Origin of the sequence: Stenotrophomonas sp. LMG 10879, from assembly GCF_002750935.1 — a bacterium.
GTDB lineage: Bacteria > Pseudomonadota > Gammaproteobacteria > Xanthomonadales > Xanthomonadaceae > Stenotrophomonas > Stenotrophomonas lactitubi_B.
The window spans coordinates 34062-49161 of record NZ_PEJT01000002.1 but is presented as its reverse complement, the minus strand read 5'-3'; the positions used below and the strand labels follow the sequence as shown (position 1 = coordinate 49161).

Sequence of the window (15100 nt, the reverse complement as noted above, 5' to 3'; positions counted from 1 at the left end):
CCATACGTGGATGGCATTCCGATTGACCCCACCGGCGAGCACCCGGCGGGGTCAGGCCGGGCGTTACGAGGCCTGGCGCAGTGCGGTCACCCGCTGCGCCAGTTTCTTCGCCGAAACGCCGGTGCGTGCGCCCAGTTCCTGCGCGAACAACGACACCCTCAGTTCTTCGAGGTCCCAGCGCAATGCCTGCCATTGCGGCCGCTCGCGCAGGCCCTGCTGCTCGCCCACCTGCAATGCCTCCAGGAATGGATGCAGTTCCAGCATGCGCGCCTGGTCACGCGGCGGATCGCGCTTGGCACGTTCGGTGCGCAGGATCATCGCTTTCAGGTAGCGCGGGTACTGCGCCAGGGCATCGGCCGGTGTGTCACGCAGGAAACCCGGATGGATCAGCCCAACCAGCTGCGCTTCCATGTCATCCAGATTGCCGCGCGCCCAGCCCATCAACGGCGCCTCCAGCATCGGCTTCAACTCGGCCACCAGGGCAAGGATCGACTCGGCCAGCTTCAACCGCTGCATGGCCTCGCCGAACAGCGCTTTTGCCGCATGTTCGCGACGCTGCTCGAATGCCGCCGCATCGCGGATATCGCCCAGACCATCAGCCAGCACGGCATTCAGCGCCGCGTCGACCAGATCGCCACGCAGGCGTTCCTGGGTTTCGATCGAGGCGTACAACAGTCCGGTTTTCGGCGCGACCGGCAACTGCTTGCGTGCCTGTTTGATCTTCTCGCCCAGGCCGATCTCCAGCAGTCGACGCACGCCGAGCGGGTGTAATTCCTCGGCCTGTTGGCGATCGGCGTAGATACGCAGTGCGACGCTGTCCCCTTCATCCTTCAGCGCGGGATAGGCCGGCACGCCGGCTTCACCCGGTACCTGCAGCGGAATCGGTGTGGCCGGGAAGTTGCGCAGGCCGTCGGCCGCCATCTCGCGCCCGGCACGTGCGGCGAATGCATCGCCGGCACGGCCGCCGAACTTCGCACGCAGCGCATCCAGGTCGCGCGATGTTGCCAGCACCTTGCCCTGCTCGTCGCGCAGGCGCAGGTTCATGTGCAGGTGCGGCTCGATTGAACCGGGCTCGAAATCGATCGCGGCCACGCTTGCCCCGGTTGCCCGTGACAGGAAGCGCGCCAGCTCGCCGGTGATCGCATCGGCGCTGGGCTGCGGGAAGGCCTCGTAGAACGCACGCGCGAAATCCGGCGCCGGCACGTAGTTGCGCCGCATCGCCTTGGGCAGGCTGCGGATCAATGCCGCCGCCTTGTCGGCAACGAAACCGGGCGCGAGCCATCCCAACTGCACCGCATCCAGCGCATTGAGCAGGTGAAGCGGCACGTCCAGGGTCACGCCGTCATCTTCGGCCCCCGGTTCAAAGCGGTAGTGCAGCGGCAACCGTGCCTGGCCCAGCGCCAGGTACTTCGGGTAGCGCTCCTGCTCGCTGCCTTCGCCCGGCAGCAGATCCACCAGCGACCAGTGCAGTCCCTTGCGCTGTTCCGGCGGCAACGCCTTCCACCACGCATCCAGTCCAGACGCGGAGTGGATCTGCGGCGGCACCCGGTCCAGGTACCAGCGTGCCTGCCAGTCTTCGTCGGCGACGATGCCGGCGCGGCGCAGCTTGGCTTCTTCCTCGCGCGCCTGCTCCAGCACCTTCTGGTTGTCGGCCACGAAGCTGGCACGGGTGTTGATTTCACCGGTCACCAGCGCCTGGCGCACGAAGATGTCGTGCGCTTCGCCGGCATTGATACGGCCGTAGTGCACCGGCTTCTTCGGTGCCAGCACCAGCCCGAACAGACTGATCTGTTCGGAGGCCAGCACCTGGCCCTGCGCACGCGACCAGTGCGGATCGAAGTGCTTGCGCAGCAGCAGGTGCGGTAGTTCGGCAATCACCCAGTCCGGCTCGATTGCCGCCAGGGTCATGCCCCACACCTTCTGCGTATCCAGCAGGTTGGCTGCCAGCAGCCACGGCGGCGGCCGCTTGGACAGCGTCGAGCCGGGGAACGGCAGGAAACGGCGCTGGCGCGGCGCCTGGAAATCGCCCTTTTCGCTGCGATGGCCGATCTGCGTGGGCAGGCCCGCCACCAGCGCCCGATGCAGGGTCTGGTAGGCATTGGCGCGCGCGCGCTCGCTGTAGCCGCCGCCCTCCGGAGCCTGATCTTTCTGTGCGCGCGCAGCAACCGGTGCCGGCGTTGCTTCGGCCTTGCCCTCGCGGGCCAGGCGCGCGGCACGATGCAGCTGGCCACGGGTTGCCTTCACTGCAGTGGCGTCATCGCGTGCGACTGGCGAGGCACTGCTGCCAGCCAGCAGCGGCGCCATCGATGTCTCGTTGGCTTCTTCCTTCCAGCCCAGCTCCTCGCACAACAGGCGCAGCTGCCGATGCAGCTCGCGCCATTCACGCATGCGCAGGAAACCGAGGAAGTGGCGGCCACACCAGTCGCGCAGCTTGGACTGGGTCAGATCCTCATGGGACTGGCGATAGGCGTCCCACAGGCGCAGCACACCGACGAACTCGGAGCGGCCGTCAGCGAACTGGGCATGTGCGTTATCAGCGGCGCCACGCGCTTCGGGCGGGCGCTCGCGCGGGTCCTGGATGCCCAGGAACGAGGCGATCACCAGCATCGGCCGCAGGCAACCGGCCGCCTGTGCGGCCACCAGCATGCGTGCCAGCTTCACGTCCACCGGCAGGCGCGCCATCTGCTTGCCGATCGCGGTCAGATGGCGCTCGCTGTCGATCGCCCCCAGCTCGGTCAGATGCTGCCAACCGTCAGCGACGGCCCGCTCATCCGGCGCCTCAAGGAACGGGAAGTCCTCGATGCGGCCCAGGCCGAGCTGCAGCATGCGCAGGATCACCCCGGCCAGGCTGGAGCGACGGATTTCCGGATCGGTGAACTCTGGTCGTGCCTGGAAATCGGCCTCGGCATACAGGCGGTAACAGATACCTTCAGCCACACGGCCACAGCGACCCTTGCGCTGGTTGGCGCTGGCCTGCGAGATCGGCTCGATATGCAGGCGGTCAAGCTTGTTGCGCGGGCTGTAACGCTTGACGCGGGCGAAACCGGGGTCGACCACGTAGCGGATGCGCGGCACCGTCAGCGAGGTCTCGGCCACGTTGGTGGCCAGCACGATGCGCCGGTTTGGACCCGGGTTGAACACCCGGTCCTGGTCCTGGTTGGACAGCCGCGCGTACAGCGGCAGCACCTCGGTGTTGCGGTATTTGCGCCGTTCCAGCGACTGGTGCGCATCGCGGATCTCGCGCTCGCCCGGCAGGAAGATCAGCACATCACCGCGCGAATCCAGGCGGGTGATTTCATCGATGGCCGAGACGATGGCATCGTTGACCGTGCGCTCGCCCTGCTCTTCGCCCTCGCCTTCCAGCGCGCGATAGCGTACCTCCACCGGATAGGTGCGGCCTTCGACACTGATCACCGGCGCGTTGTCGAAATGCTGGGCGAAACGCTCGGTGTCGATGGTCGCCGACGTGACGATCAGCTTCAGGTCCGGGCGCTTGCGCAGCAGCTGCTTGAGATAGCCCAGCAGGAAGTCGATGTTGAGGCTGCGTTCGTGCGCTTCGTCGACGATGATCGTGTCGTAGTTCGACAGCCAGTGGTCGCTGGCGATCTCCGCCAGCAGGATGCCGTCGGTCATGAACTTGATGCGGGTGTCTTCGCCGACCTTGTCATTGAAGCGCACCTGGTAGCCCACCAGCTGGCCCAGCTCGCTGTGCAGTTCCTGCGCGACGCGACTGGCCACCGCACGCGCGGCGATCCGTCGCGGCTGAGTGCAGCCGATCATGCCCGCCTGGCCACGGCCGGCGGCCAGGCACAGTTTCGGCAGCTGCGTGGTCTTGCCCGAGCCGGTTTCACCGGCGATCACCACCACCTGGTGGTCGCGGATCAGCTGGGTGATGGTCTCGGCTTCACGCGCAATCGGCAGCTGAGGGTCCAGAGTAATAGCCGGCTGTTGTTGCGCCCGCGCCTGCCGGCGCTGCACCGAAACCTGCAAGGCCTGCTCGAAACTGGCGGCCAGTGCCGCATCCTGTGGCTTGGCCTGGCAACGCGAGAGCATTCCCAGCAATCGTCCACGGTCGCGGCTCATGGCGCCGTCGATGGCGGCACGCTGTTGGCGCTGGCGGGACTGCGGCATTTTGTCGATAGCGTTCATCAATCGGTTCGTTTAAAACTTTGAATGCGACCAGTCATCAAGACTGATTTATTGTGAAGGCCAACGATTCCACAAGGAGGAACCCCATGGCGAAGACCAAGAGCACGACCAAGCCCAAGACCGGCAAGCAGAAGCTTGCGGCTTCCGCGCCGTCGGCCCCCAACATCGATATCGGGATCACCCAGGGCGACCGCAAGAAGATCGCCGACGGTTTGGCGCGGTTCCAGGCCGATGCGTTCACGCTCTACCTGAAGACCCACAACTTCCATTGGAATGTCACCGGGTCGATGTTCAACTCGCTGCACACCATGTTCGAGACGCAGTACACCGAGCAGTGGGCGGCACTGGACGATGTGGCCGAGCGCATCCGCGCACTGGGCTTCAATGCCCCGGGCTCCTACCGGGAATTTGCTGCACTGACCTCGATCGTCGAGGAGCCGGGCCTGACCGACAGTGCGGACTGGCGTGAAATGGTACGCCAGTTGGTGGTCGCCAACGAAGCGGTATGCCGTACGGCACGTGAAGTGCTGGATGTGGCCTCCAAGGGCGACGATGCCCCGACCGAGGATCTGATGACCCAGCGCCTGCAGACCCACGAGAAGTACGCGTGGATGCTGCGCTCCCTGCTCCAGTAAGCGTTTGGGGTTTCCGGCAGGGCTGCGCCCTGCACCCGCAGAGGCAACTGCAACGGCAACGGCCGAAGCAAAAGCTGGTTTCCTGTGGGTTGGCGGGGTGGGTCCGGTGGCAGGGGACGCCGTAAACCCGTCCTTGGGGGCTTGGCCGCGGCATCCATGCCGCGGACACCCCTGCCACCGGCCCCACCCCGCCTTCGACAGATTTCCGCGATCTGTCGGACCATCTCTTGGGGTCGGATCCGTTTTCCGCAGGAAAACGGATCCGACCCCATTTTGTTTGTCGATATCTGACAGATTTGATCCACGCATGGCGTGGATGGCCCCACCGCCACCGGGAAACTGTCGAAGGCGGGGCGGTGTCGGATTGCGGGGTGTCCGCGGCATGGATGCCGCGGCCAAGCCTACAGGGACGTACTTGCGGCGTCCCCGCAATCCGACACCGCCCCGCCAAACCACGGATCACCCCAGAGCCAGCTGTTGCCTTTGACGTTGACGTCGACGTTGCTCTGGCTCATGGCAGGTGCAGGGCGCAGCCCTGCCGACTCCCCGCCGGGGTAAACTAGCCGGATGGCTTCCCGTCCCGCGCACGACCTGCTCCGCCGCGTCTTTGGTTACGACGATTTCCGTGGTCCGCAGCAGGACATCGTGGAGCATGTGGCTGCCGGTCACGATGCCCTGGTGCTGATGCCTACCGGTGGCGGCAAGTCGCTGTGCTACCAGGTGCCCGCCCTGCTGCGTGACGGCTGTGGCATCGTCATCTCGCCGCTGATCGCGCTGATGCAGGACCAGGTCGAAGCCCTGCGCCAGCTCGGCGTGCGCGCCGAATTCCTGAACTCGACCCTGGACGCCGAAACGGCCGCCCGGGTCGAACGCGAACTGCTCGCCGGCGAGCTCGACATGCTCTATGTCGCTCCCGAGCGCCTGCTGACCGGCCGCTTCCTGTCGCTGCTGTCGCGCAGCCGGATCGCCCTGTTCGCCATCGACGAAGCCCATTGCGTGTCGCAATGGGGCCACGACTTCCGCCCCGAATACCGGCAGCTGACCGTCCTGCACGAGCGCTGGCCGGAGATTCCGCGGATCGCCCTGACCGCTACCGCCGACCCGCCGACCCAGCGCGAGATCGCCGAGCGCCTGGACCTGGCCGAGGCCCGTCACTTCGTCAGCTCCTTCGACCGCCCCAACATCCGCTACACCGTGGTGCAGAAGGACAACGCCCGCAAGCAGCTGAGCGATTTCCTGCGCAGCCATCGCAGCGAGGCCGGCATCGTCTACTGCATGTCACGGCGCAAGGTGGAGGAAACCGCCGAGTTCCTGTGCACGCAGGGTTTCAACGCCCTGCCCTACCACGCCGGCCTGCCCTCGGAAGTGCGTGCCAACAACCAGCGTCGGTTCCTGCGCGAAGACGGCATTGTGATGTGCGCGACCATCGCCTTCGGCATGGGCATCGACAAGCCGGACGTGCGCTTCGTCGCCCACACCGACCTGCCCAAGTCGATGGAAGGCTATTACCAGGAGACTGGCCGCGCCGGCCGCGATGGCGAAGCCGCCGAGGCCTGGCTTTGCTATGGGCTGGGCGATGTGGTGCTGCTCAAGCAGATGATCGAGCAGTCCGAGGCCAGCGAGGAGCGCAAGCAGCTCGAGCGGTCCAAGCTCGACCACCTGCTGGGCTACTGCGAATCGATGCAGTGCCGCCGCCAGGTACTGTTGGCCGGTTTCGGTGAAACCTATCCCAAGCCCTGCGGCAACTGCGACAACTGCCTGACCCCGCCTGCGGCCTGGGATGCCACCATCCCCGCGCAGAAGGCCTTGAGCTGTGTGTACCGCAGTGGCCAACGCTTCGGCGTCGGCCACCTGATCGACGTCCTGCGTGGCAGCGAGAACGAGAAGGTCAAGCAGCAGGGCCACGACAAGCTGAGCACCTACGCCATCGGCCGCGACCTCGATGCGCGCACCTGGCGCAGCGTGTTCCGCCAGCTGGTGGCTGCCAGCCTGCTGGAAGTGGACAGCGAGGGCCATGGCGGCCTGCGCCTGACCGATGCCAGCCGCGACGTGCTGACCGGTCGCCGCCAGATCAGCATGCGCCGTGATGCGGTCAGTGCCAGCACCGGTCGCGAACGCAGCGCGCAGCGCACCGGCCTGTCGGTGCTGCCACAGGACCTGGCCCTGTTCAACGCCCTGCGTGGCCTGCGTGCCGAGCTGGCGCGCGAGCAGAACGTACCGGCCTTCGTGATCTTCCACGACAGCACCCTGCGCAACATCGCCGAACAGCGCCCGACCTCGCTGGACGAACTGGCCCGGGTGGGCGGCATCGGCGGCACCAAGCTCAGCCGCTATGGCCCGAGGTTGGTGGAGATCGTGCGCGAGGAAGGGTAGCGCCAACCGTGCGCTGCGGCCCCTGTAGAGCCGAGCCCACGCTCGGCTGCCTTTGCCGCAGAAGCAGCCGAGCATGGGCTCGGCACTACATTGGTGCGGGTCCAACCTTGAACACACCATTCAGCATGAAGTGCATCCGGCCCCGCTTGCGGCTAAATTGACGCCATGTCCCTCGCCTCGACCCTGCTCCGTGTCGTGCTCATGCTCAGCCTGTTGCTCAACGGGCTGAACGCGGCCATGGCCAGCGGACACGAGGACATGGGTCGCATGGCCCATGCGATGACCTCACACATGACCAATGAGGGCGACGCGGACTGCCACCACCACGCCGGCATGACCGCCGACGAGGCGCCGCAAGCCAAGGCCCCTGCCCATGACGCGCACTGCCAGATCAAGGACTGCGTGCGCAGCTGCGCCCAGCACCCGCTGCTGGCGGTGCAGGCACTGCCGTTCCTGACGGGTCCCGGTCTCTCCTTGACCCCCCAGCCGATGCCTGCCAACGGCCGCCCGGCACCGCCGCTGCCGCCGATCTCACGCCCTCCCATCGGCTGATCCAACACGCCTCGTGCGCGCTGCGCACTGAAGCCGGCCTTGCGCTGGCGTCTTTCCGTGTTTGGAGTCACCACCATGAGTACCCGTATTCCTCCCGGCCCGGGCGCTGTGCCCATGCCGTCGCGCCGTCTTTTCGTACAGGGCATCGCCGCTGGCGGCGTGGTTGCCGGCATCGCCGCGGCCGGCGTCCCGCAGCATGCGCTCGCCGCCGCCTCTGCCGCGCCACGCCTGGCCGGCGCGCCGGCAGTCATCAGCGATACCCGCGTCGAACTGGCCATCGGCGAGTCGCTGGCCAACTTCACCGGCCGCACCCGCCCGGCGATCACCGTCAACGGCTCGCTGCCGGCACCGATCCTGCGCTGGCGCGAAGGCCAGACCGTGGACCTGTTCGTGCGCAACACGCTCGGCCAGCACCCCACCTCCATCCACTGGCACGGCATCCTGCTGCCGGCCAACATGGATGGCGTGCCCGGCCTGAGCTTCAACGGCATCGGCCCGGGCGAGACCTACCACTACCACTTCGATCTCAAGCAGTCCGGCACCTACTGGTATCACAGCCATTCGCTGTTCCAGGAACAGGCAGGGCTGTACGGTGCGCTGATCATCGACCCGGCCGAACCGGCGCCCTACCGGCATGACCGCGAGCACGTGATCATGCTGTCCGACTGGACCGACATGGATCCGGGCGCGCTGTTCCGGCGCATGAAAAAGCTCGCCGAGCACGACAACTACTACAAGCGCACCCTGCCCGACTTCCTGCGCGACGCCCGTCGCGATGGCTGGTCGGCCGCGCTGTCCGACCGCGGCATGTGGGGCCGGATGCGGATGACGCCCAGCGACATCTCCGACATCAACGCGCACACCTACACCTACCTGATGAACGGCACGGCGCCGGCCGGCAACTGGACCGGGCTGTTCCGCAGTGGCGAAAAGGTGCTGCTGCGCTTCATCAATGGCGCGTCGATGACCTACTTCGACGTGCGCATCCCCGGCCTGAAGATGACCGTCGTCGCCGCCGACGGCCAGTACATCCATCCGGTCAGCATCGACGAGTTCCGCATCGCCCCGGCCGAAACCTACGACGTACTGGTTGAACCCAGCGGCCAGGATGCCTTCACCCTCTTCTGCCAGGACATGGGCCGCACCGGCTATGCCGCCGGCACCCTCGCCGTGCGCCATGGCCTGCAGGCACCGATTCCCGCGCGCGACCCGCGCCCGTTGCTGACGATGAGCGACATGGGTCATGACATGGGCAGCGGGGGCCATGGTGACCACGACATGGCAGCAATGAAGGGCATGGAAGGCGGCTGCGGCGCCAGCCTGGGTCACGGTGCGCATGGTGGCGGCGATACCGCCAGCAAGGCGCCAAAGCACCCGGCCAGCGAGCGCAACAACCCGCTGGTGGACATGCAGAGCTCGGCCACCGAGCCGAAACTGGACGACCCCGGCATCGGTCTGCGCGACAACGGCCGCCAGGTGCTCACCTATGGTGCGATGCGCAGCCTGTTCGACGACCCCGACGGCCGCGAGCCCGGTCGCGAAATCGAGCTGCACCTGACCGGCCACATGGAGAAGTTCTCCTGGTCGTTCGACGGCATTCCCTTCGCCGGTGCCGAGCCGCTGCGCCTGAACTACGGCGAGCGCATGCGCATCGTGCTGGTCAACGACACCATGATGCAGCACCCGATCCACCTGCATGGCGTGTGGAGCGACCTGGAAAACGCGCAGGGTGAATTCCAGGTGCGCAAGCACACCATCGACATGCCACCCGGCACGCGCCGCACCTATCGCGTGCGCGCCGATGCACTCGGTCGCTGGGCCTACCACTGCCATCTGCTGTACCACATGGAAGCCGGCATGATGCGCGAAGTGAGGATCGAAGAATGAGCCGCTCCCTGCTTGCTCCGAGCCTGTTGACCCTCGGCCTGTTGGCCGCGCTGCCCGCGTTCGCGCAGTCCCATGGCGGTCATGACATGACAGCGCCCTCGCCTGCTGCCGATACCACGCCAGCGGCGGCTGCCGACGTGGATCATTCGAAGATGGACCACAGTGCGATGGACCATTCAACGATGGACCATGGTGCGATGGATCATTCGACAATGGGCCACGGCACGCCCGCGCCGACCGAGCCACGCGAGCCGATCCCGGTCCCCACCGATGCCGATCGTGCAGCCGCGTTCCCACCCATCGCGCATGGTGCGATGGAGCACGCCCCGGAGATCAACAGTTTGTTGCTGATTGATCGCCTGGAACACTGGGATGGAAAGAACGGCAACGGCCAGGCCTGGGAGGCCAGTGGCTGGATCGGCGGCAACATCAACCGCCTGTGGCTGCGCACCGATGGCGAACGCAGTGAAGGCCGCACGGAATCATCAGGCGTGGAAGCACTCTACGGGCGTGCCATTTCGCCGTGGTGGGACGTGCTGGTCGGCGTACGCCAGGACTTCCGCCCCGCCGACTCACGCACCTGGGCGGCGATCGGCATCCAGGGGCTGGCACCGTACAAGTTCGAAAGCTCGGCCACGCTATATGCCGGCTCCGGTGGCCAGCTGATGGCCAAGGCCGAGATCGAATACGACGTGTTGTTGACCAACCGGTTGATCCTGCAGCCCCTGCTGGAAGCGACCGTGGCCAGCAAGGATGAACCCGAGTACGGCATCGGCCGCGGCCTCAACAAGGTCGAAGCCGGCCTGCGCCTGCGCTACGAGCTCAACCGCCGATTCGCGCCGTACATCGGCATCAGCCGCGAGCGCGCCTTCGGCGATACCGCCGACTATGCAGGCGACCATGCACGCGATACGCGCTGGGTCGCCGGCATCCGCATGTGGTTCTGAGCAGCCGATCATGAGCAGCAGCCAGCCCCGGCAACCGCCGGGGCCGGCTACACTGCCGCACGTTCCATTGCAGGCTGCACCATGTCGTTGCATATCCGCCGCGCTACCCTGGCCGACGTCGACGCCCTGTCGGCGATCGCCATTGCCACCTATACCGAAACCTGGGGCGATTCCTATCCGCCGCAGGACCTGCACCGCTTCCTGCAGGATCACTACGGCGCCGAGCCACAGCGAGCGGAACTGTCGGACCCGCGCAGCGCGGTGTGGCTGTTGCTGGAGGGTGAAACGGTGGTGGGCTATCTGGCCGCCGGTGCCAACACCCTGCCGCATGCGGACGCGCGCGATGGCGACATCGAACTCAAACGCCTGTACATCTTGGCCAGCCACCAGAACGGCGGCCACGGCGCGCGCCTGATGGATGCCTTCATGGCCTGGCTGGACCAGCCACAGCGCCGCACCCTGTGGGTGGGCGTGTGGGAAGAGAACTTCGGCGCCCAGCGCTTCTACGCGCGCTACGGCTGCAGCAAGGCAGGCGAGTACGACTTCATCGTCGGCGACAGCCGCGACCGCGAATTCATCCTGCGCCGACCCTGAGCGACCTCAGAAATCGAACAGCTCGGAGAGGAAGCTCTCCTTCTTCTTTTTCTTGTAGCCCTGGCTGTACTGGCCACGGTTGTCATCATGGCGCTGGCCGAGATGACGGGTATCGCGGTGCATCACCGGCGGCGGTGCGGCCTGCGGTTGCACCGCCGCGGGCCCTGGCGACGGCATGGCGGCACCTGCACCGTCGGTGGCGCGTTCGATGATCTTGTCCAGTTCGCCACGATCCAGCCATACACCACGGCAGCTCGGGCAGTAGTCGATCTCGATGCCATGGCGCTCGGCCATCTGCAGGGTCTGGGTCTTGCACACGGGGCACAGCATTCGCATTGCTCCTGTCGGTCTGGCCTCGACTGTACCTGCGTGCGGATGACTGTGCGGCAACGCATGACCGATGGCACAGGGACTTCCGGCGCGTGCCGCCGCGTCCCCCGCCCTGCAGACTGCCCGCTCCCCCGCTGCAAGGAATGCAGATGACTGCCAGCGACTCGATTCCCACCGGCATGCGCCTGTTGCTGGTGCTGCTGGGCGTTGGCCTCGGCCTGAACGTGCGTGACATCAGTGCCGCGCTGGGAGCTCCGATTACCGCCCTGCCCATGCCCTACGGTGGCAGCCTGCTGGACAACGCGCTGGCGGTGCTGGTCGCACTGCTGCTGGCCACGCTGCTGCGCCCCCGCGGAGTGGGCCTGCTGGCCAGCCTCGGCCTGCGCGGAAACGGCATGCGTGGCCCGTTGTGGGTGCTGCTGGCCAGCCTGCCGTGCTGGCTGGGGCTGGCCCTGCTGGGGACGCCCAACACGGCGCTGACGACGCTGGACGCCAGGATGCTGGCCGTGCTGTTCCCGTTCGCCGAAGAAGTGCTGTTCCGCGGCCTCGGCTTCGTGCTGTTTGTGAAGATCGTGCGCGGCCCCTGGCCGTTGCTCGCACTGCCGCAGGCCCTGCTGTTCGGCTGGGTGCATTGGCTCGGGTTCGGCGGCGTCGACGGCGGCGGCACCGCCCTGTTCGTCGGCGCGGTCATCGCCTTCGGCGGATTCATCTTCGCCTGGCTGAACCATCTGGACGGCGACACCCTGTGGTGCGGTCTGGTGCTGCACGTGTCGATGAACCTGGCCTGGAATGTGTTCAGCCTCGACGACACAGTTGCATTGGGCTGGCAGGCCACCAGCCTGCGCATCGGCACTGCACTGCTGGCGGTTGCGGCACTGGCCTGGCACGTCCGCCGCCAGCGCAGCAATCCGCTGTAACGCCTACTTAGCCGATCCTGCACACGGGGCTCACTGGGGGCTTGCGCATACTTGCGCGCCTTCCATGCCCTGCCGTCCGGAGTTGTTGCGTCATGCTGCTGTCCAAGCGCCACGTTGAACCACGCGTCCTGTTGATCGAAGACGCCGAGGAAACCCGTGAACTGAGCCGGATGGCGCTGGAGAGCCAGGCCTGCCACGTCGCAGGCGTGAGCAGCGCCGAAGCCGCACTGGGCCTGCTGGCGGCGGGAGAGCGCTTCGACCTGATGTTCACCGACGTCAATCTCGGCCCGGTCAGTGGCATCGAGGCCGCCAACCGCGTGCGCAGCCTGTATCCCGAGCTGCCGATCCTGGTGACCTCGGGCATGGACCAGCACGCTGTGCTGCCGCAGCTGCAGGACGGCATCCACTTCCTGCCCAAGCCCTACAACATGAGCGAGCTGCTGGATGCGATCCGGTTGTGCTTCCGCCATGCGGATGTCGGCGTGTTGACCGGGGCGGATGCACAGGCAGCGTGAGACGTTCATCCACGCATGGCGTGGATCTACTGCGATGCGCACCGTTGCGGCAACGGAAAATGCTGCCAGTAGATCCACGCCATGCGTGGATGGCGCCGGCCGTCAACCGCCGGTATACGGTCCTTCGCCCGGAAGTACCTGCAGCAGCGCACGGGTGATCACCCGCGGATACACAGTGAGATGGTCTTCGCCATCAATCACGATGTTCTCCACCTGCAGCTTGCGGCCACCGCGCTGCAGCTGGGCAGTAAAGTCGGCGGCCTGCCGCAGCATGTCGTTGCCGGTGGAGTAGCGCGGCCCTTCCTTGACCGTCTCGTAGCTGCCCACTGACAACAGCACGCGGGTCGGCTGCGCCGGGATGACGGCGGCGTCCTGCATGCGCGGCAACAGACGCTGGTCGAACCACAGCGACGGGCTGGACAGAATGTAGGTGCTGAACATGTCCGGCTGGGTCGTCAGCACGTAAGCACCAAACAGCGCGCCATAGGAATGCCCCGCGAACACGCGCCGGGCCGGATCGGTACGGTAGCGCGCATCGACCATCGGCAACACCTGCGCAGCCACAAAGTCGCGATAGTGCGCGGCACCACCGTAGGTAACATCATCGCTGTAGTAGCCGGCTGGCGTACGCACCGGGTTGCTGGGCGTGTAATCGCGCGAGCGGCTCTGCTTGGACGTCAGGCCTTCCTGCGGCGGCAACCCGACCAGGATGAAATCCTCGATGTTGACGCCCTGCTGCCCCACCAGGTTGCGCACGCTGCGCACCAACGGGAAGCTGTACAGCGCATCGGTCACGTACAGCACCGGATAGCGCTTCTGCGGCTGCGCCGCGTAGCCGGCAGGCAACGCCACCCACAGGGCATAGTCGCGCCCTATCGGGTCATGCACGCGCAGTGATTCGGTATCGGGCAGCACAACGCCTGGCACGGCCGTCGCGCTTTCCCTGGCTTCATTCTGCGATGCCGGCGGCGCCACCGACATCGCGCAACCTGCCAGGGCCAAGCAGGCCAGCACACTCCATCCACGCACACGCTGCATCCGCGCTCTCCTGTTGCGGGCGGCGCACCCAGATGGCGCCGCTACCGCATCCTCACACGCCGCGTTGCCGCACGCCAAGCCACTCTCAGGGCGAGGCCGGCGGCGGTGCCGGGAACAGCGTGGGCAGGGCCTGCAGCGCCGCCGGGTGGTAGATCGTCGCGTGGGTCTCTTTCGGCAGCGGCTGGTATTTCACCAGCGTTGCCGGTGATGCCTGCTGCAGCTCCGCCGCCAAGCGCGCGCTCGACGCGGCCAGTTCCGGCTGACCACTGCTGGCCAGGAACAGTCGCGCGCCACTGCGGGCAACTGACGGCAACTGCTTGCCTGCGCCAGACAGCAAAGCGCTGCGGTTCCACCACAGACTGGGATCCAGCGCGATGTAACTGTTGAACAAGGTCGGTTCCTGCAGCAGCGTCTCGACCACGAACAGGCCCGCCAGCGATTCGCCGATCAGCGCGCGCTCGTCGGTGGTCGGGTAGCGCTGGCGCACCTGCGGCATCAGTTCATCACGCAGGAAATCACGGTACGCCGCTGAGCCACCAATGCGTGGCGCGATCTTGCGATCCTCCGCCACCTTGCTGGGGCCGGTCATGTCCCGGCGGCGTTCGGTATTTTCGATACCGACCAGCAGGAACGGACGCATGCTGCCATTGCCGGTCAGCACCTGCACCAACCCCGCCACATGCAGGAAGTCCTCGCCGAGGCCGCCGTCGGGCATGTACAGCACCGGCAGCGGCGTCTTCGGGTCCAGGCCCCACGGCTGCGGGCGATAGACGTTGATGCGACGGGTTTCGCCCAGTGCCTTCGATTCGATGGTGAAGGTTTCGCCGATGGCCAGCGGCGAAGCGACCGCCGGCTGCGACGCCGGTTCGGCGGCCATCAGCGGCGCGGCGGAGACAGCGGACAACAACAGCGACAGTACGATCAAACGCATGGGGCGCCCCATCCTGGGAAAGACGCCGAGCATAACGCCAGGACGCGAGCAGTGGCGCCTGCCAGATGCGTAGATCCACGCCATGCGTGGATGACTTGCCGTGACTCACGCCCGGGTACGGCCCCCATACCGCGCGTGCACCGCCACGTGTCGCGTTTGAACCGCCAAGGACGCCTCTACCGTCGCACCTGCACCGAAATGCGGGGGGTAAACAGCAACGCACAGCGAACAT

12 protein-coding genes are annotated in these 15100 nt (G+C 66.5%); 8 read left to right on the top strand and 4 right to left on the bottom strand.

Annotated elements, in window-relative coordinates; genetic code table 11:
* Positions 1–63: 63 nt before the first annotated feature.
* Positions 64–4149: an ATP-dependent RNA helicase HrpA gene (hrpA, locus tag CR919_RS03110; protein WP_099818830.1), complete on the bottom strand. Its 4086-nt coding sequence runs from the start codon at positions 4147–4149 to the stop codon at positions 64–66.
* 86 nt (positions 4150–4235) lie between these two features.
* Between hrpA and CR919_RS03105 the strand changes: the two genes are divergently transcribed.
* The 6 genes from CR919_RS03105 (at position 4236) to CR919_RS03075 (ending at position 11137) form a co-directional block, all read left to right on the top strand.
* Positions 4236–4784, top strand: coding sequence for a Dps family protein (locus CR919_RS03105; RefSeq protein ID WP_049468393.1), 549 nt, complete (start codon positions 4236–4238; stop codon positions 4782–4784).
* Positions 4785–5351: 567 nt separating this feature from the next.
* Positions 5352–7157 carry a DNA helicase RecQ gene (gene recQ / locus CR919_RS03095; protein WP_099818829.1) on the top strand — a complete coding sequence of 602 codons (1806 nt, stop codon included), beginning with the start codon at positions 5352–5354 and terminating at the stop codon, positions 7155–7157.
* 165 nt (positions 7158–7322) lie between these two features.
* Complete coding sequence (locus tag CR919_RS03090) at positions 7323–7709, top strand: CopL family metal-binding regulatory protein (RefSeq protein WP_099818828.1); 387 nt, start codon at positions 7323–7325, stop codon at positions 7707–7709.
* A gap of 75 nt (positions 7710–7784) precedes the next feature.
* Positions 7785–9596 carry a copper resistance system multicopper oxidase gene (locus CR919_RS03085; protein WP_099818827.1) on the top strand — a complete coding sequence of 604 codons (1812 nt, stop codon included), beginning with the start codon at positions 7785–7787 and terminating at the stop codon, positions 9594–9596.
* On the top strand, positions 9593–10543 hold the full coding sequence (locus tag CR919_RS03080) for a copper resistance protein B (RefSeq protein ID WP_099818826.1): 951 nt from the start codon (positions 9593–9595) through the stop codon (positions 10541–10543). Before CR919_RS03085 ends, CR919_RS03080 begins: the two co-directional genes overlap by 4 nt.
* Before the next feature lie 81 nt (positions 10544–10624).
* Positions 10625–11137, top strand: a complete 513-nt coding sequence (locus CR919_RS03075; RefSeq protein ID WP_099818825.1) for a GNAT family N-acetyltransferase — start codon at positions 10625–10627, stop codon at positions 11135–11137.
* Between the two features lie 6 nt (positions 11138–11143).
* On the opposite strand, the gene CR919_RS03070 is transcribed toward CR919_RS03075, so the two are convergent.
* Positions 11144–11467 carry a zf-TFIIB domain-containing protein gene (locus CR919_RS03070; protein WP_099818824.1) on the bottom strand — a complete coding sequence of 108 codons (324 nt, stop codon included), beginning with the start codon at positions 11465–11467 and terminating at the stop codon, positions 11144–11146.
* Between the two features lie 149 nt (positions 11468–11616).
* On the opposite strand from CR919_RS03070, the gene CR919_RS03065 reads away from it, so the two are divergent.
* Both CR919_RS03065 and CR919_RS03060 read left to right on the top strand, forming a co-directional pair.
* On the top strand, positions 11617–12384 hold the full coding sequence (locus CR919_RS03065) for a CPBP family glutamic-type intramembrane protease (protein WP_099818823.1): 768 nt from the start codon (positions 11617–11619) through the stop codon (positions 12382–12384).
* 92 nt (positions 12385–12476) lie between these two features.
* Positions 12477–12899 carry a response regulator gene (locus CR919_RS03060; RefSeq protein WP_099818822.1) on the top strand — a complete coding sequence of 141 codons (423 nt, stop codon included), beginning with the start codon at positions 12477–12479 and terminating at the stop codon, positions 12897–12899.
* A 102-nt stretch (positions 12900–13001) separates the two neighbouring features.
* On the opposite strand, the gene CR919_RS03055 is transcribed toward CR919_RS03060, so the two are convergent.
* A complete protein-coding gene (locus CR919_RS03055; RefSeq protein WP_099818821.1) occupies positions 13002–13937 on the bottom strand; it encodes an alpha/beta hydrolase-fold protein in 936 nt (311 codons plus the stop codon).
* Between the two features lie 85 nt (positions 13938–14022).
* Positions 14023–14868 (bottom strand): alpha/beta hydrolase-fold protein, encoded by an 846-nt coding sequence (locus CR919_RS03050; RefSeq protein WP_099818820.1) that lies wholly within the window; start codon positions 14866–14868, stop codon positions 14023–14025.
* Between the last annotated feature and the right edge of the window lie 232 nt (positions 14869–15100).